The sequence below is a fragment of the Rhodoplanes tepidamans genome (assembly GCF_030813915.1).
Lineage (GTDB): Bacteria > Pseudomonadota > Alphaproteobacteria > Rhizobiales > Xanthobacteraceae > Rhodoplanes > Rhodoplanes tepidamans.
Map to the genome: position 1 here is coordinate 150,059 of NZ_JAUSUJ010000003.1, position 16,750 is coordinate 166,808.

General features: G+C 72.3%; 13 protein-coding genes and 1 pseudogene. 7 read left to right on the top strand and 7 right to left on the bottom strand.

The features are described 5' to 3' along the window. The first annotated feature begins 173 nt into the window (after window positions 1-173). Window positions 174-3,683: a PAS domain-containing hybrid sensor histidine kinase/response regulator gene (locus J2S22_RS05175; RefSeq protein ID WP_272777227.1), complete on the top strand. Its 3,510-nt coding sequence runs from the start codon at window positions 174-176 to the stop codon at window positions 3,681-3,683. Window positions 3,684-3,809: 126 nt separating this feature from the next. Here the strand turns inward: J2S22_RS05175 and J2S22_RS05180 are convergent, their stop codons facing one another. From J2S22_RS05180 to J2S22_RS05190, 3 genes are all read right to left on the bottom strand, one after another. Beyond that, the gene (locus J2S22_RS05180; protein ID WP_272777228.1) at window positions 3,810-4,487 is read right to left on the bottom strand and encodes a response regulator; all 678 of its coding nucleotides are present in this window, start codon (window positions 4,485-4,487) and stop codon (window positions 3,810-3,812) included. A 214-nt stretch (window positions 4,488-4,701) separates the two neighbouring features. Further along, on the bottom strand, window positions 4,702-5,163 hold the full coding sequence (locus J2S22_RS05185) for a secondary thiamine-phosphate synthase enzyme YjbQ (RefSeq protein ID WP_272777229.1): 462 nt from the start codon (window positions 5,161-5,163) through the stop codon (window positions 4,702-4,704). 16 nt (window positions 5,164-5,179) lie between these two features. Continuing rightward, window positions 5,180-5,662 carry a hypothetical protein gene (locus J2S22_RS05190; RefSeq protein ID WP_272777230.1) on the bottom strand — a complete coding sequence of 161 codons (483 nt, stop codon included), beginning with the start codon at window positions 5,660-5,662 and terminating at the stop codon, window positions 5,180-5,182. 276 nt (window positions 5,663-5,938) lie between these two features. On the opposite strand from J2S22_RS05190, the gene J2S22_RS05195 reads away from it, so the two are divergent. The 5 genes and pseudogenes from J2S22_RS05195 (at window position 5,939) to J2S22_RS05215 (ending at window position 8,584) form a co-directional block, all read left to right on the top strand. Continuing rightward, window positions 5,939-6,301: an AtpZ/AtpI family protein gene (locus J2S22_RS05195; RefSeq protein ID WP_272777231.1), complete on the top strand. Its 363-nt coding sequence runs from the start codon at window positions 5,939-5,941 to the stop codon at window positions 6,299-6,301. A 78-nt stretch (window positions 6,302-6,379) separates the two neighbouring features. Then, window positions 6,380-7,132 (top strand): F0F1 ATP synthase subunit A, encoded by a 753-nt coding sequence (locus tag J2S22_RS05200; RefSeq protein ID WP_272777232.1) that lies wholly within the window; start codon window positions 6,380-6,382, stop codon window positions 7,130-7,132. A 44-nt stretch (window positions 7,133-7,176) separates the two neighbouring features. Then, the gene (locus J2S22_RS05205; protein WP_111360051.1) at window positions 7,177-7,404 is read left to right on the top strand and encodes a F0F1 ATP synthase subunit C; all 228 of its coding nucleotides are present in this window, start codon (window positions 7,177-7,179) and stop codon (window positions 7,402-7,404) included. A gap of 102 nt (window positions 7,405-7,506) precedes the next feature. Beyond that, window positions 7,507-8,088: pseudogene (locus J2S22_RS05210) on the top strand (F0F1 ATP synthase subunit B); the annotation flags it as partial. Window positions 8,089-8,098: 10 nt separating this feature from the next. Beyond that, window positions 8,099-8,584, top strand: a complete 486-nt coding sequence (locus J2S22_RS05215; RefSeq protein WP_272777233.1) for a F0F1 ATP synthase subunit B family protein — start codon at window positions 8,099-8,101, stop codon at window positions 8,582-8,584. 386 nt (window positions 8,585-8,970) lie between these two features. Here the strand turns inward: J2S22_RS05215 and J2S22_RS05220 are convergent, their stop codons facing one another. The 4 genes from J2S22_RS05220 to thrC all read right to left on the bottom strand — a co-directional run bounded on the left by J2S22_RS05220 (window position 8,971) and on the right by thrC (window position 13,136). Then, on the bottom strand, window positions 8,971-9,702 hold the full coding sequence (locus tag J2S22_RS05220; RefSeq protein WP_272777234.1) for a hypothetical protein: 732 nt from the start codon (window positions 9,700-9,702) through the stop codon (window positions 8,971-8,973). A gap of 100 nt (window positions 9,703-9,802) precedes the next feature. Continuing rightward, entirely contained in the window at window positions 9,803-10,390 is a 588-nt protein-coding gene (locus J2S22_RS05225) for a GNAT family N-acetyltransferase (protein WP_272777249.1), read from the bottom strand. Window positions 10,391-10,449: 59 nt separating this feature from the next. Beyond that, the gene (locus tag J2S22_RS05230) at window positions 10,450-11,718 is read right to left on the bottom strand and encodes a M16 family metallopeptidase (protein WP_272777235.1); all 1,269 of its coding nucleotides are present in this window, start codon (window positions 11,716-11,718) and stop codon (window positions 10,450-10,452) included. Beyond that, window positions 11,715-13,136: a threonine synthase gene (thrC, locus tag J2S22_RS05235; protein WP_272777236.1), complete on the bottom strand. Its 1,422-nt coding sequence runs from the start codon at window positions 13,134-13,136 to the stop codon at window positions 11,715-11,717. The genes J2S22_RS05230 and thrC overlap by 4 nt, the downstream gene beginning before the upstream one ends. Window positions 13,137-13,416: 280 nt before the next feature. Between thrC and addB the strand changes: the two genes are divergently transcribed. After that, the gene (addB, locus tag J2S22_RS05240) at window positions 13,417-16,581 is read left to right on the top strand and encodes a double-strand break repair protein AddB (RefSeq protein WP_272777237.1); all 3,165 of its coding nucleotides are present in this window, start codon (window positions 13,417-13,419) and stop codon (window positions 16,579-16,581) included. The last annotated feature ends 169 nt before the right edge of the window (window positions 16,582-16,750 follow it).

Consider the following 16,750-nt stretch of genomic DNA (forward strand, 5'->3'; position numbering starts at 1 on the left):
ATAATCGTAAGTATTTATCCCATAAGTACGGCACCACCGCACGCGATTGCAACGAGAATTGATCTGGGCCCGTCCGTCGGCCGGGGCGGCGGTCGCGATGGACAAGCCCGGCCCGGTTGTGCTGACCTTCCCGGCGGGAGCGGCCGCCGCCACGTCCGGCCGCAGGAGCCGCCATGCCACACGGCTGGGTCGCAGTCGGGGTCGCGCTCGGCTATATCGGGATGCTGTTCCTGGTGGCGAGCTGGGGCGACCGGATCCGCGCCAGCGAGAGGCGCCGGCGGTCCCGGCTGATCTACCCGCTGTCGCTGGCGATCTACTGCACCTCGTGGACCTTCTTCGGCTCGGTCGGCCTCGCCTCGCGCTCCGGCTTCGACTTCCTCGCCATCTATGTCGGCCCGATCCTGGTGATCGGCCTCGCCTCGCCGCTGGTGACCCGCATCGTCCGGCTCGCCAAGGGCCAGAACATCACCTCGATCGCCGACTTCATCGCCGCCCGCCACGGCAAGAACCAGGCGGTCGCCGCCATCGTCGCGGTGATCGCCATCGCCGGCACGATCCCCTACATCGCCCTGCAGCTCAAGGCGGTGTCGTCCTCGCTCGGCACCATCCTGGCGGAGGTCGACCCGGAGAGCTGGAGCGCCCATGTCGTGCTCGGCGACATCGGCCTCGTGGTGGCGGTGTCGATGGCGCTGTTCGCCATCCTGTTCGGCACGCGCCACATCGACGCGACCGAGCACCAGGACGGCCTGATCCTCGCGGTGGCGACCGAATCGCTGGTCAAGCTCGTCGCTTTCCTGGCGGTCGGCGTGTTCGTCACCTACGGCATGTTCGGCGGCCCGGCGTCGCTGTTCGTGCGGGCCCTGGAGCGGCCCGAGGTCGCCCGCGTGCTCACCGGCGAGCAGAGCTTCTCGACCTTCGCCGCGATGACGCTCCTGGCCGCCTTCGCGATCCTGCTGCTGCCGCGCCAGTTCCACGTCGCCGTGGTGGAGAACAACAGCGAGGCCGAGGTCCGCCGCGCCGCCTGGCTGTTCCCGATCTATCTCGTGCTGATCAACCTGTTCGTCGTTCCGATCGCGCTCGCCGGCCTGCTCACCTTCCCGAACGGCACGGTCGACGGCGACATGTACGTCCTGGCGCTGCCGCTCGCCGCCGGGTCGCAGACCCTGGCGCTGGTCGCCTTCGTGGGCGGCCTGTCGGCGGCGACCGCCATGGTGATCGTCGAATCGGTGGCGCTCGCCATCATGGTGTCCAACGACCTCTTCGTCCCGCTGGTGCTGCGCCGGCGCGGCTCGCTCGGCAGCGCCAATGCCGGCGCCCTGCTGCTGCGGGTGCGTCGTTTCGCCATCCTCGGCATCCTGCTTCTCGCCTGGCTGTACCACCGCTCCGCCGGGCCGGCGCAGCTCGCCTCGATCGGGCTCCTGTCCTTCGCGGCGATCAGCCAGCTCGCGCCGGCCTTCTTCGGCGGCCTGTTCTGGCGGCGGGCGACGGCGCGCGGCGCGGTCGCCGGCATGGTGGTGGGCTTCTCGGCCTGGACCTGGACGCTGCTGCTGCCGAGCTTCGTCGACGCCGGGATGATCGACCGCAGCCTGCTGACCCACGGCCCGTTCGGCCTCGCCCTGCTGCGGCCGGAGGCGCTGCTCGGCCTCGACCTGCCGCCGCTGGTGCACGGCGTCGTCGTCAGCCTCGCCCTCAACCTGTTCGCCTATGTGACGGTGTCGCTGCGACGCGCCCCCTCGGCGATCGAGCGGCTGCAGGCCGACATCTTCGTGCCGTCGCGCCTGACCCCGACGACGCCGAGCTTCCGGCTGTGGCGCTCCGCCGTCACGGTCGGCGAGCTGACCGCGACCGTCGCCCGCTATCTCGGCGAGGAGCGCACCCGCACCGCCTTCGAGGCGTTCGCGGTGTCGCGCCGCATCACCCTCGACCCGAAGCACGAGGCCGACTTCCAGCTCCTCCAGCACGCCGAGCACCTGCTCGCCTCGGCGATCGGCGCCGCCTCGTCGCGGCTCGTCCTGTCGCTCCTGCTGCGCAAGCGGCTGATGTCGACCAAGGCGGCCCTCAAGCTGCTCGACGACGCCAACGCGGCGATCCACTACAACCGCGAGATCCTGCAGACCGCCCTCGACCACGTGCGCCAGGGCATCGCGGTGTTCTCCAAGGAGCTGGCGCTGGTCTGCTGGAACCGGCAGTTCGGCGAGCTGCTCGACCTGCCGCCGGCCCTGGTCCGGGTCGGCGCGACGCTCGACGACGTGCTGCGCTTCAACGCCGCCAAGGGCGCCTTCGGGCCCGGCGAGGTCGACCTGCTGGTGCGCGAGCGCGCCGCCCGCTACGCCACCAGCGCCGAGCCGTTCCTGGAGCGCTTCCCGGCCCGCGGCCTGATCATCGAGGTGCGGGTGAACCAGATGCCGGGCGGCGGCTTCGTGCTCACCTTCACCGACATAACCCCGAGCGTCGAGGCGGCCGAGGCGCTGGAGCGCGCCAACGACGAGCTGGAGCGGCGCGTGCGCGAGCGCACCGCCGAGCTCGAGCGCCTGAACGCCGAGCTCGCCGACGCCAAGGCGGCGGCCGAGAACGCCAACCTGTCGAAGACCCGCTTCCTGGCCGCGGCGAGCCACGACATCCTGCAGCCGCTCAACGCCGCGCGGCTCTACGTGACCAGCCTGGTCGAACGCCAGAGCGGCGGCGAGGAGGCGCGGCTCGCCGGCCATGTCGACGCCTCGCTCGAGGCCGTCGAGGAGATCCTCGGCGCGCTGCTCGACATCTCGCGCCTCGACACCGGCGTGCTGAAGACCGAGATCACCACCTTCGGGGTCGACGAGCTGTTCCGCCAGCTCGAGGTCGAGTTCGCTCCGCTCGCCCGCGAGAAGAACCTCGCCCTCGCCTTCGTGCACAGCCGGCTGGTGGTGCGCTCCGACCGCCGGCTGCTGCGCCGCCTGGTGCGCAATCTCGTCTCCAACGCCATCAAGTACACGGAGCACGGGCGCGTCCTGGTCGGCTGCCGGCGCTGCGGCAAGGACGTGCGCATCGACGTCTACGACACCGGCATCGGCATCGCGACGGCGAGCCAGCGCGCCATCTTCGAGGAGTTCCACCGGCTGGAGCGTGGCGCCCTGGTGGCGCGCGGCCTGGGCCTCGGCCTGTCGATCGTCGAACGCATCGCCCGGGTGCTCGACCACACCGTCGCGCTCACCTCGGAGGTCGGGCGCGGCTCGCACTTCTCGGTGACGCTGCCGCGCGCCGCGGTGGCGACGCCGGAGCCCGGCGAGCCGCCGGCGCTGCGCCCGCACGGCCATCTCGCCGGCTCGGTCGCGCTGTGCATCGACAACGAGCCGGCGATCCTGGACGGGATGGAGACGCTGCTGACCGGCTGGGGCTGCGAGGTCCTCAAGGCGCCGGACCTCGACCGCGCCGTCGCCGCGGTGGAGCGCACCGGCCGGCGGCCGACCGTGCTCCTGGTCGACTACCATCTCGACGTCGGCAACGGCATCGACACGATCGTGGCGCTGCGCCGCCGCTACGGCGAATCGCTGCCGGCCATCCTGCTCACCGCCGACCGCACCCGCGAGGTGCGCGACACCGCCCGCGAGCGCGACATCCGCATCCTCAACAAGCCGGTCCGCCCGGCCCCGCTGCGCGCCCAGCTCACCCAGTGGCAGGCCCTGCGGGTGGCGGCGGCGGAGTGAGGGGATTCGTGGCATCCGGCGTTTCGCTGTCGCCCGAAGCGAAGCCACTCGCCGCAGCCTGCTCTCTCCCCCCTTGTGGGGGAGGGACCGCAGGAACCGATCGCCCGACGGTTCGGCTCCTTCGCCTCAGTGCTGCGCGGCGGTGGCCGGCGGCCACTGGCCGATCTCGATCTTGGAGGCGGCGATGACGGCCTGGGTGCGGCTCTCGACCCCGAGCTTCTGCAGGATCGCCGAGACGTGCGCCTTGACGGTCGCCTCCGACACCGACAGCTCGTAGGCGATCTGCTTGTTGAGCAGCCCCTCCGACAGCATCATCAGGACCCGCACCTGCTGCGGCGTCAGCGTGGCGAAGCGGGCGAGCGCCGCCGAGGTCTCGGGATCCGCGGTGGCGTCGAGGTCGATGTCGGGCGGCGTCCACAGGCCGCCCTGCAGCACCGCCGTGATGCCCTGGCGCATGACGTCGACGCCGAGCGTCTTGGGAATGTAGCCGGCGGCGCCGAAATCCATGCAGCGGCGGATCACGCCGGGATCGTCGGTGGCCGACACCACCACGACCGGCACGCTCGGATACTGGGCCCGCAGATAGAGAAGGCCCGAAAAGCCGCGCACCCCGGGCATGGCGAGGTCGAGCAGAATCAGGTCGACGTCGCCGCCGCGATCGAGAATCTCGGAAATCTGCTCGAACGACCCGGCCTCGGCGATCTCGACCTTCTCGAACAGCCCCGCGACGGCCTCCCGCATGGCGCCACGGAAGAGAGGATGGTCGTCGGCGATCACCAGCCGGTAGAACGTGATGTCACTCAAGTCGAATCCTGCCCCTTGATTCGGGCGTGTCGTGCGCGGCCCGGCCGGGGATTCCGGCCCGCGGCCTCCGCCCGCTGGATGTAATCATAGGACAATTATAGCCGTAGCCCAATCGGGGCTTGTGCCGATCGTCAAGGTCCGTTGACGGCGGGTCCCGGACGGGGGGCGGGCTCCCCCGGAGACGGCCGCACCGCCGACCGGAGCGCGCGCCCGGTCAACCCGCCTCGCCCAGAAATTGCAGGACCACCTCGCGCCGGTGCGGCCGGGTCCGGTGCTCGGCCACGTAGATCCCCTGCCAGGTGCCGAGCGCGAGATCGCCGCCGACCACCGGGACGGCGAGCGACACCCCGGTCAGCAGGGTCTTCACATGGGCCGGCATGTCGTCCGGCCCCTCGGCGTCGTGGACCCAGCCGGCCTCGGCCGGGGCGAGCCGGTCGAGCGCCGTGACGAGGTCGACCCGGACGTCCGGGTCGGCGTTCTCCTGGATCGTCAGCGACGCCGAGGTGTGGCGCATGAACAGGAGGAGCGTGCCGTGCCGGCCGCCCGCCGCCGCGACGAAGCGCCGGGCCTCGTCGGTGATGTCGACGAAGCCGGTGCCGCGGGTCGCCACCGTCAGGGTGGCGGTGGCGACCGTGGCAGCCGCAGCGGTGCGGACCGGCGTCAGGGTTCCGGGCATGCGGCCGTCCTCCGGATCAGGTCTTGCCGAGGTCGCGCTGCAGGCTGTTCATCATCTCGATGAGCCGCCGCCAGGCCCGCTCCATGAAGTTGAGCGCCCGGTCGAGCTCGGCGTCGCCGCTGCGCCCCTGATCGGACGGCGGCACCGCCGCCTCCGGCTTGACGCCGCCCGGCAGCGGCAGGCCGCGGTCGAGCAGCGCCTTCTTGAGGGCGACGTTCTCGGCCTGGAGCCGGCTGATCTCGGCCTCGTAGGCGGTGCGGTCGTCGGGCGCCGACAGGCAGGCCCAGCCAGACGACTTCAGGCTGCACAGCGACACCTGGCCGGTGCGCAGGTCGAGCCGGGCGAAGCCCTCGTCGGTCCTGTGATAGCTGAACCGGTTGGTGTCGGCGTCGGGCGGCAGCGCGCCGCCGGCCGGCGGGCTCTGGCCGAAGGCGAAGGTCGCCGCGGCGACCAGCACGGGAGCGGCGAGCACGGCCGCCGCCAGGGGGCGTCGAATCATCGGGGGATCCTCGGAGTGTCTGCCATCGGGCCGTCGCCATGCGACGTCGCTCCGAGCTTAACGCCGATTGCGGCAAATCGGCACCCGCGACCGGCGCCGCGACCACGCCCGGTCCGCGCCGGATTTCGCGGCCGTGACACGGGTTTAGCGGTTTCGCTGCAGCGCCCAAAACGGGTTGTCGAATTCTTGACTCGCCCGAACGCGGTCAGTATGGTCCGCGCGGCTTTGGCGGGGGGCGGACGTCCGACCGGACGTCGTTGCGCGGGAGGCGACATCATGGCCCCGAACGCGCACGACAGGGACGACCGCCCGGCCGAGGAAGCCGATCTCTCCGCGAGGCTCCAGCGTCTCGGCGAAAAGCTCGACCAGCATCGGCCGAGCAAGGCGTCGAGCGATGCGTCGGCACCGCGATCGGGCACGCGCTTCGCGGGGTTCGCCCGCGGATTTCGACTCTCATCCGAGTTGGTGGCGGGTGTGCTCGTCGGCGCTGCGATCGGCTGGTCGCTCGACCATTGGCTCGGCATTGCGCCGTGGGGGATGATCGTGTTTCTGCTGGTCGGCTTCGTGGCCGGCGTGGTCAATGTGATGCGCGCCGCCGGCGTGATGCCGGAGCAGGATGCGCGCCGGCGCGACACCTGACGCGCGAATCGGAACGGCGGCGTTCGGCACCGTCCGGGGCGCGGCAGGCGGCAACAGAGGAAGGGGACCCGAGAGGTCATGGCTGATCCGATTCATCAGTTCGAGATCGTCAATCTCGCCCCCCTCGTGAAGATCGGTGCGACCGAGATCCAGCTCACCAACTCGGCCGTCTTCATGATGGTCGCGGTCGGCATCACGGCCTTTCTCATGATCGGCGCGACCGCCGGCCGCCAGCTCGTTCCCGGACGCCTGCAGTCGATGGCGGAGGTGACCTACGAGTTCGTCGCCGACATGATCCGCTCGACCGCCGGCGAGGAGGGGCTGCGCTTCTTTCCGCTGGTGTTCTCGCTGTTCACCTTCATCCTCTTCGCCAACATCGTCGGCATCGTGCCCTACACGTTCACGGTGACGAGCCACATCGTGGTGACGGCGACGCTGGCGCTGCTCGTCTTCTTCACGGTCATCGGCTACGGCCTCTATTCGCACGGCCTCGGCTTCTTCCGCCTGTTCGTGCCGCACGGCATTCCGGGCTACATCCTGCCCTTCGTGGTGCTGATCGAGATCGTGTCGTTCCTGTCGCGGCCCATCTCGCACAGCGTGCGTCTGTTCGCGAACATGCTGGCCGGCCACATCACGCTGAAGGTGTTCGCCGGCTTCGTCGCCGGACTGGGCGGTGCGCTCGGCCTGGTCGGCTGGGTCGGCGGCGTGCTGCCGCTCGCGATGGTGACGGCGCTGACCGCGCTCGAGCTCCTGGTCGCGTTCCTGCAAGCCTACGTCTTCACGCTTCTCACCTGCATCTATCTGAGCGACGCCCTGCATCCGGGCCACTGACGACCCCTCGATCTCCAATCCAGCACGAAAGAAGGAGCTTCCACATGGATCCGATCGCCGCCAAGTACATCGGCGCCGGCATCGCCTGCATCGGCATGGGTGGCGCCGCGCTCGGCGTCGGCCAGATTTTCGGCAGCTATCTGTCGGCCGCGCTGCGCAATCCGTCCGCCGCCCAGGGCCAGTTCGGCAACCTGATCTTCGGCTTCGCCATCACGGAAGCGCTCGGCATCTTCTCGCTGCTGATCGCGCTCCTGCTGCTGTTCGCCGTCTGACGCACCGCTTGCCGTGACCCGCGGACGCCCGGCGTCCGCGCGGCACGGGCGAGGTGTCGCGACGTTTCGACGGTCACGGTTCCGGCAGTCTCGACGTTCGACGGTCCGACGTTCGACAGTACCGACAGGGAGGGGCCGATGGCCCAGCCGACCCAGGCGACGACGGAGCACGCCCCGGCATCCGGGCACGGCGGCGGCTTTCCGCCCTTCAAGGCGGAGACCTACGCGTCCCAGCTGTTCTGGCTCGCGCTCTGCTTCGTCGTCCTCTACGCGATGGTGGCCAAGGTCGCCCTGCCCCGGATGGCCGGCATCCTGGCCGACCGGCGGGCCCGCATCGACGGCGACCTCGCCCAGGCGGTTCGCCTGAAGGGGGACGCCGACGCGGCGGTGGCGGCCTACGAGAAGGCGCTCGCCGACGCCCGCAACAATGCCCACGCGATCGCCGCCGAGACGCGCGACCGGCTCGCCGCCGAATCCGAGGCGCACCGCAAGGCCGTGGAGGCGGAGCTCGCCGCCAGGCTCGCGGCGGCCGAGACGTCGATCGCGGCGTCGAAGACCCAGGCGATGTCGAACGTGCGCGGCATCGCGGTCGACGCCGCCCAGGCGATCGTGACGCAGCTGATCGGCAAGGCGCCGAGCGAGGCCGCGGCGGCCGCCGCCGTCGACCACGTGCTCGAGCGCTGAGGACGCCGCCATGATCTACGAAGCCGAATTCTGGGTGGCCGTCGCCTTCGTGCTGCTCGTCCTCGCGCTCCTCAAGCTCGGGGCGCACAAGACGGTCACCGGAGCGCTCGACGACCGCACCCGCCGGGTCCAGGCGGAGCTCGACGAGGCGAGCCGGCTGCGCGCCGAAGCCGAGGCGCTGCTCGCCGAGTATCAGCGCCGCCGCCAGGCGGCCGAGCAGGAGGCCGCCCAGATCGTCGCCAACGCCAAGGCCGAGGGCGAGCGCCTGCAGGCCGAGGGCAAGGCGAAGGTCGAGGAGTTCGTGGCCCGCCGCACCAGGATGGCGGAGACCAAGATCGCCCAGGCCGAGGCGCAGGCCATCGCCGAGGTGAAGAGCGCCGCCGCGGACGCCGCGGTCGCCGCCGCCGAGATGCTGCTCACCGAGACCGTGAAGGGCAAGCTCGCCGGCAAGCTGGTCAGCGACGGCATCAAGGGCCTCGCCGCCAAGCTCAACTGATACCGCATTCGGCTGATCAGTTCGGTGGTCATTCGGGGGCGGCGCGCAGCGCCGCCCCCGGAATCCAGCCGAGAACTCCGAGATTGTCGCTGGATTCCGGGTTCGCGGCTTCGCCGCGCCCCGGAATGACGGCGAACGGATCGCTCGGAAGCAGTATGAGCCGGCCGAGAACGTCCTCCGAATCGAGACGCCCGCGGGATTCGCGGGCGTCTTTTTGCTTGCGGATCGCGGGCCGCGTGGGCGGCAGCGGCGAACGTCGCAGCGGCGAACGTCATCGCGTCGGCCCGGGCCGGCGCCATCGCGGCCGGCCGCTGGCCGGCCCCGAGCAGCCCGCGCGCCCCGGAGCGGCGAGAACGAGCGCGGCGAGAAAGAGAGCGCCTCGCGGCCTACCCCTGGCGCGGCTTGCGGGCGGGCTTCTTCTCCGGGACGGCGCCCTGGGGGTCGAAGCCGACATAGATGACGTAGCTGTCGAGCTCGGCCGGCGGCGGCACCGGGATCGCCATGTCCTCGGCGACGTGCGTGAACAGCACGTTCGGCTGTCCGGGCGGCACCGTGACGGGCAGCATGTAGAGCTTCGACCAGATGGTCTTGGGCTCGATGCCCTCCTTCACCAGGGCGTAGCGCAGCGGGATCCGGGTCTCGCCGGGGCTGCCGGCCGGCCCGAGGATCAACCGACCCTGCACGCCGACCTTGATGGCGAGCGTCCCCGCATTGACCGAGCACTGCCGCGCCGTGCGCCCGAAGGTCGCCTGATAGCGCAGCGCCATCGCCTGGTCGCTCCCGGGGGCGTTGAGCTGCAGCGTCCCGGCCCCCTGGCGGATGTCGACCGGCGGGCAGTCCACCTCGAGCGACGACAGCGTCGAGCCGGTTCCGGGCGCCTGCCCGCTTCCCTGGTCGACGGGCCGGCCGCCCCCCGCCGGAACCTCGTTGCCGACGCCGAACAGGTTCCGGAAGCGATCGGCGAAGCCGCCCGAGCTCGACGACCCCTGGCTCGGGGCCGGCTGGCCGCTGAAGAACTCGTCGGTCGACGAGCACGCCCCGACCAGCCCGGTGACCAGAAGGGCAGCGCCGAGGCATCCGAGTCGCCGCGCCGTGCCGATGCTGTTTCGCCCCACCATGTTGTCCCACCCGTAACGCTGTCAGGACCCGCCTTGTCGGGCCCAACCGTGGCGGACGCAAGGCACCCGGCCACGGGCCGGCCATGCCGGTCCGCCGCGGTCACCGCTGTGGATCGTCCTTCAGCCGGGCGTAGAGCAGGTGGTCCTGCCACAGCCCGTTGATGCAGAGATACTGGCGTGCGTAGCCCTCGCGCTCGAAGCCGCAGGACTCGAGGAGCCGCATCGAGGGCGTGTTGGTCGGGATGCAGGCCGCCTCCAGCCGGTGCAGCCGCAGCGCCGAGAAGGCGTAGGGGATCAGCGCCCGCACCGCCTCGGTCATGAAGCCGCGGCGCGCGAACGGCTCGCCCATCCAGTAGCCGATGCTGCCGGCCTGGGCGACGCCGCGCCGGACATTGGCCAGCGTCAGCCCGCCGACCAGCGCCCGGTCGGGGCTCCGGAAGATGAAGAAGGCGTAGGACTGATCGGCCCGCTGGTCCTCGGCGTAACGCTTCAGCCGGCGGCGGAAGGCGCCGCGGGTGAGGTCGTCCATCGGCCAGGTCGGCTCCCACGGCGTCAGGAACGCCCGGCTCCGCTCGCGCAGCGCCGCCCATTCCTCGAAATCGGACATCTGGGGCGGCCGCAGGACCACCCCCTTGCCCTCGATGGTTCCCGCCGGTTCGGCGAGACTCACGGTGCGGAAGAACGCCATGATCCGGGTCGCGGTCTCGAGCTCGCGATGGCCGGGGCCGGTGTCGGGCACCGGCGCGGTCACGCGGCCTTCAGGGCGAGACTTTCGGCGATCGCCGCCGCCGATTCAAGCCCGCCGGGGCCGAGGGCGGCGACAGCCGGGCGCGAACGGGCGAGCAGGGCCCGTCCGGCGGCCCGCGCGCTCTCCACCGTCACGGCGTCCACCCGCGCGACGATCTCCTCCACCGGCATCACCCGGTCGTGGATGATCATCTGGCGGGCGAGCTGCTCGGCCCGCGCGCCGGAGCTCTCCAGCGCCATCAGCAGGCCCGACTTCATCTGCGCCTTGGCGCGGGCGACCTCGGCCTCGGTGAGGCCGTGGGCGGCCGCCTCCATCTCGTCGACCACGACCCGCATCAGCTCCTTGGCGTCGGCGGCGTCGGTGCCGGCATAGAGCCCGAACAGGCCGGTGTCGGCATAGGGCGAGTGGAAGCAGTAGATCGAGTAGCACAGGCCGCGGGTCTCGCGGACCTCCTGGAACAGCCGCGACGACATCCCGCCGCCGAGCACGTTGGTGAACACCTGCAGGCTGTAGAGGGTCGGGTCGCGCTGCGGCACGCCTTCCAGCGCCAGCGCCAGATGGGCCTGCTCGAGGTCGCGGCGCTCGACATGGACGCCGCCGTGGAAATGCGCCGCCTCCGGCCGGCCCGGCGCCGGGCCGGCGAAGCCGCCGAACAGCCGGTCGACCTTCTCGACGATCGCCCGGTGGTTCACCGCCCCCGCCGCCGCCACCACGGTGCCGGGCCCGCGATAGTTGCGGCCCAGATAGTCACGCAGCATCGACGCATCGATCGACCGCACGGTCGCCGGGGTGCCGAGGATCGAGCGGCCGACCGGCTGGCCCGCATAGGCGGTCGCCTGCAGGAAGTCGAACACCAGGTCGTCGGGCGTGTCCTCGAGGGCGCCGATCTCCTGGATGATGACGTTCTTCTCGCGGACGATCTCGTTGTCGTCGAAGCGCGGGTGCGACAGGATGTCGGCCAGCACCTCGAGCGCCAGCGGCACGTCCTCGCGCAGCATGCGGGCGTAGTAGGCCGTCACCTCGACGCCGGTCGCGGCGTTGAGGTCGCCGCCCACAGCCTCGATCTCCTCGGCGATCTGGCGGGCGGTGCGGCTGTCCGTGCCCTTGAACGCCATGTGCTCGAGGAAGTGTGAGATGCCGTGCTCGTCCGGCCGCTCGTGGCGGCTGCCGCAGTTGACCCAGACGCCGAGGGACGCCGTCTCGAGATGCGGCATGTCGTCGGTGACGACGACCAGGCCGGACGGAAGACGCGACACCTCGACGGTCATGCGGCTGCTCCTGCGCCCGCGCTCGCCGCGCGGCTGTGGCTCTGGATGTAACGCGCGACGGCGGACTGGTCGGCCGGCAGCACGGTCGAATGCTCGGTGCGGCCGCCGAGATCGGCGAGCCAGTCCGGCAGCGCCGGGCGGATGCCGCAGGCGGCCTCGACGGCGTCCGGAAACTTGGCCGGATGGGCGGTCGAGAGCACGACCATCGGCACCGACGGGTCGCGCGGCTCCTTCTCGGCGACCGCCAGCGCGACCGCCGTGTGCGGATCGACCAGATAGCCGGCCTCGCGCCGCACCGTGCGGATGGTCGCGGCGACCTCCTCCTCGGCGGCGCGGTCGGCCGAGAACAGCGCCCGCATGGCGCCGAGCGAGCGGGCCGTGACCGAGAAGCTCTGGCTGCGGGCGAGCGACGCCATGGCGGCGCGCACCGGCTTGGGGTCGCGCTCGCACGCCTCGAACAGCAGCCGCTCGAAGTTCGACGACACCTGGATGTCCATCGAGGGCGAGGAGGTCGGCACCACGTCGCGCACCTGGTAGGTGCCGGTGGCCAGCGTCCGCGCGAGGATGTCGTTGACGTTGGTGGCGACCAGGAGCTTGTCGACCGGCAGGCCCATGCGGGCCGCCACATAGCCCGAGAACACGTCGCCGAAATTGCCGGTCGGCACCGTGAACGCCACCTTCCGGTGCGGCGCGCCGAGGGCGGCGGCGGCGGCGAAGTAATACACGACCTGGGCGACCAGGCGGGCGAAGTTGATCGAGTTGACGCCGGAGAGCCGCACCCCGTCGCGGAACGGGTGGTCGTTGAACAGGCCCTTCACGATCGCCTGGCAGTCGTCGAACGTGCCCTCGATGGCGAGCGCATGGACGTTGTCGGCGGCCGCCGTGGTCATCATCCGGCGCTGGACGTCGGAGATGCGCCCCTGCGGGAACAGCACGAACAGATCCGCCTGGGCCGAGCCGCGGAACGCCTCGACGGCGGCGCCGCCGGTGTCGCCCGAGGTCGCCACCACGATGGTGGAGCGCTCGCCGCGCGCCATGAGCGCGTGGTCCATCAGCCGCGACAGGACCTGCATGGCGAGGTCCTTGAAGGCGAGCGTCGGCCCGTGGAACAGCTCGAGCACGAAGGTCGACGGGGCCACCTGGACGAGCGGCACCACGGCCGGATGGCGGAAGCTGTCATAGGCCTCGCGGGCCATGCGGGCGAGGTCGGTCGCCGCGAGCTGGTCGCCGACGAACGGCATCACCACCTCGGCGAACACTTCCGCATAGGGACGGCCGGCGAAGCCCGCGATGGTCGCGGCGTCGAGCCCGGGCCACGTCTCGGGGACGTAGAGACCGCCGTCGCGGGCGAGCCCGGCCAGGGTCACGTCCATGAAGCCGAGCGGCGGCGCCTCGCCGCGGGTGGAGATGTACTGCACGCGTCCTCTCGCTGCCTTGGGGCCGCGCGCGGCCGCGCGCCGATCCCTCCTGCCGCCGCCGACGGAGCTGCCGGCCGGTCTACCAAATCTCTGGAAAGCTTGCCGTTCCGGGACTGGTGCCGAACCCGAAGCCCGGCGACCCGGCACACTAGTCGGAACCGCAGGGCCGCACAAGAAAGGCAAATGCGGACCCGCGCGGCCATTTCGGCCGCCCGTCCCCGGCCCGTCCGCCGGGGCCGAGCCCTGCACGATGGTGGGCCGAATCCGGTTAAGGTGGGACATGGCTTCCCTGCCCCGCGTGTTCACCATTCCGGCCGCCGTGCCGTTCTTGCCCACACTCGCCGCCGCCCTCCTGGAGGGCCGGCTGGTGCCGGGCTTTGCGCCCGCGGCCGACCCGCTGGCGCTCGCCGCGGTGACGCTCTACCTGCCGACCCGCCGGGCCTGCCGGACCGCCCGGGAGATCCTGTTCGAGGCGGCCGGGCGCGACGGCGCCGTGCTGCCCCGCATCGTCGCGCTCGGCGACATCGACGAGGACGAGCTCGCCTTCTCGGCCGCCGGACCGGCCGGGCCGGCCACCGAGGGAGGCGCCCTGCCCGAGGCGCTGGAGCTGCCGCCCGCCCTGCCCGGCCTGTCGCGGCGGCTGCTGCTCGCCCGGCTGGTCCTCGCCTGGGCCAGGAGCCTGCGGCCGAAGACGGCCGGGGAGGCGCCCGTGGTGGTCGACACCCCGGCGGCGGCGCTGGCCATGGCCGACCAGCTCGCGCGGCTGATCGACGACATGACGACGCGCGACGTGCCCTGGACGGCGCTCGACACGCTCGTGCCGGACGAGCACGACCGCTACTGGGGCCTGACCCTGGATTTCCTGCGGGTCGCCCGCGAGCACTGGCCGGCCGTGCTGGCCGAGCGCCAGACCATCGAGCCGGCCGCCCGCCGCGACCTCCTGATCCGGGCCGAGGCCGCCCGTGTGGCGGCGCGCGCCGAGGGGCCCGTGATCGTCGCCGGCTCGACCGGCTCGATGCCGGCGACGGCCCGCTTCATCGCCACGGTCGCCCGGCTGCCGCACGGCGCCGTGGTTCTGCCCGGCCTCGACACGGCGCTCGACGACGCCTCCTGGGACGCCATCGCCGGCCTCGCCGACGGCTCCGGCCTCGCCCCGGAGCCCGAATCGGGCCATCCGCAGTTCGCCCTGCACGGGCTCCTGGAGACGATCGGCCTGAGGCGCGGCGAGATCGTCGTGCTCGGCGCGAGTCCCCGGCACGACCGTGCCGCGCTGATGTCGGAGGCGCTGCGGCCGGCGCCGACCACGCATCTGTGGCAGCAGCGGCTGCTGGCCGAGGACTTCACCGGCGCCGTGCGGGACGGCCTGCCGGGCCTATCCGTGATCGAGGCCGCCAATGCCGAGGAGGAGGCGCTCGCCATCGCCGTGGTGCTGCGCGAGACGCTGGAGCATCCCGGCCGCACCGCGGCGCTGGCGACCCCCGACCGGGCGCTCGCCCGGCGGGTCGCCGCCGCGCTCGGCCGCTGGGGCGTGACGGTCTCGGACACCGGCGGCCAGCCGCTCGCCGACGCGCCGGCCGGCGTGTTCGCCCGCCTCGCCGCCGAGACGGCGCTGGACGACGTCGCTCCGGTGCCGCTGCTGGCGCTGCTCAAGCATCCGCTCGCCCGGCTCGGCCGCGACGCGCCGGAGCACGGCCGCGCCGTGGCGGCGCTGGAGCGCGCCGCGCTGCGCGGGCCCCGGCCTCGCCCCGGCACGGCCGGCCTCGCCCATGCGCTGGCGACGGTGTGCCGCGAGGTGGCGAAGCTGCAGGCCGGCGAGGAGTCGGCGATCCATCCGGCCGATCCGCGGGCCCGGCTGCAGCCGCACGAGCTCGCCGCCGCGACGGCCCTGGTCGAGCGGCTGACCGCGGCGCTGGCGCCGCTCGAAACGCTCGATTCGCGAAAGCCGCAGCCGCTGGCGGTCCTCGCCGCGGCGCACCGGCAGGTCGTCGAGGCGCTGTCCGACGGCGGCGGCGGCGTCGAGGCCTTCGCCGGTCCGGACGGCAACGCGCTCGCCGACACCTTCGAGGCGCTCGCCGACGAGGAGGCGGCCCAAGGCTTTCCGGTGGCGACCGAGGACTATGCCGAGCTGTTCCGCACCGCGGTCGCCGACCGCGTGGTGCGGCCGCCGCCGGTGCCGGGCGCCCGCCTGCACATTCTCGGCCTGCTCGAGGCCCGCCTCGTCACGGTCGACCGCTTCGTGCTGGGCGGCCTCGCCGAAGGGGTGTGGCCGCCGGCCGCCACCAGCGACCCCTGGCTCAGCCGCGGCATGCGCCACGCGCTGGGCCTCGACCTGCCGGAGCGGCGCATCGGCCTCTCGGCGCACGACTTCGCCCAGCTCGCCGGCTCCGCGCCCGAGGTGGTGCTGACGCGGCCCGGCAAGGTCGGCGGCGCCCCGGTCGCGGCCTCGCGGTTCCTGCAGCGGCTCGCCGCCGTGGCCGGGCCGGCCTGGACAGACGTGGTGCGAAGGGGCGAGGCCTGGCTCGATCTCGCGCGAAAACTCGACCGGCCGGAGGGGCCGCCGAAGCGGGTGCCGCGGCCGGAGCCGAGGCCGCCGCGCGACGCGCGCCCGGTGTCGCTCTCGGTCACCGAGATCGAGCACTGGCTGCGCGACCCGTACACGATCTACGCCAAGCACATTCTCGGGCTGGCGCCGCTCGACCCGGTCGACCTGCCGCCGGGCGTCAAGGACCGCGGCATCGCCATCCACGCGGCGATCGGCACCTTCTCGGCCCGCTACGCCGAGGCGCTCCCGGAGGACCCGCTCGCCGCGCTGCTGGAGATCGGCCGCAAGGAGTTCGACAAGCTGGACGACACGCCGGAGGCGCGGGCCTTCTGGTGGCCGCGCTTCACCGAGATCGCCCGCTGGTTCGTGCGCTTCGAGCGCGAGCGCCGGGCCGACGGCACCGCCGTCACGGCCGAGATCCGCGGCACCCTCGACATCCCGCTGCGCGACGGCCGGGCGTTCCGGCTGAAGACGCGGGCCGACCGCATCGAGCGCCGTTCCGACGGCAGCTTCGCGATCCTCGACTTCAAGACCGGCGCGCCGCCGACCTCGAAGCAGGTGCGGCTCGGCCTGTCGCCGCAGCTCACCCTGGAGGGCGCGATCCTGCGCGGCGGCGGCTTCGAGGGCCTGCCGGCCGGCGCCTCGCTCGCCGAGATCGCCTATGTGCGGCTGACCGGCGGCGACCCGGCCGGCGACTGCTGCCCGGTCGATCTCGAGACGCAGACGCCCGACGCCGCCGCCGACCGGGCGCTCGGAAAGCTGATCGCGCTGGTGAAGACGTTCGACGACGAGACCACGCCCTACCGCTCGCTGGTGCTCTCCATGTGGAAGAGCCGCTACGGCACCTACGACGACCTCGCCCGCGTCAAGGAATGGTCCACCGGAGAGGGGGGCGGGGAGTGAGCTTCAGTCCGATTCACGAGACCTCTCTCCTTCACGCTGAGGCGGCCGCGCACAACGCGGCCCTCGCAGGGCGACGGCCTGGGGCGTTCATCCTTCGAGGCTCGACCTGCGGTCGAGCCTCTCGGGATGACGGGCTCGAGTTTGCGCTCGCTGCAGCACGGGCTCGAGG

Bases quoted from the DNA above. Each gene is read 5' to 3' on its own strand.
- J2S22_RS05200 (WP_272777232.1), top strand. From the start codon at position 6,380: ATGGCTGATCCGATTCATCAGTTCGAGATCGTCAATCTCGCCCCCCTC.
- J2S22_RS05190 (WP_272777230.1), bottom strand. From the start codon at position 5,662: ATGATTCGACGCCCCCTGGCGGCGGCCGTGCTCGCCGCTCCCGTGCTG.
- J2S22_RS05175 (WP_272777227.1), top strand. From the start codon at position 174: ATGCCACACGGCTGGGTCGCAGTCGGGGTCGCGCTCGGCTATATCGGG.
- J2S22_RS05230 (WP_272777235.1), bottom strand. From the start codon at position 11,718: ATGACCGTCGAGGTGTCGCGTCTTCCGTCCGGCCTGGTCGTCGTCACC.
- J2S22_RS05220 (WP_272777234.1), bottom strand. From the start codon at position 9,702: ATGGTGGGGCGAAACAGCATCGGCACGGCGCGGCGACTCGGATGCCTC.
- J2S22_RS05195 (WP_272777231.1), top strand. From the start codon at position 5,939: ATGGCCCCGAACGCGCACGACAGGGACGACCGCCCGGCCGAGGAAGCC.
- J2S22_RS05225 (WP_272777249.1), bottom strand. From the start codon at position 10,390: ATGGCGTTCTTCCGCACCGTGAGTCTCGCCGAACCGGCGGGAACCATC.
- addB (WP_272777237.1), top strand. From the start codon at position 13,417: ATGGCTTCCCTGCCCCGCGTGTTCACCATTCCGGCCGCCGTGCCGTTC.
- J2S22_RS05215 (WP_272777233.1), top strand. From the start codon at position 8,099: ATGATCTACGAAGCCGAATTCTGGGTGGCCGTCGCCTTCGTGCTGCTC.
- J2S22_RS05185 (WP_272777229.1), bottom strand. From the start codon at position 5,163: ATGCCCGGAACCCTGACGCCGGTCCGCACCGCTGCGGCTGCCACGGTC.
- J2S22_RS05205 (WP_111360051.1), top strand. From the start codon at position 7,177: ATGGATCCGATCGCCGCCAAGTACATCGGCGCCGGCATCGCCTGCATC.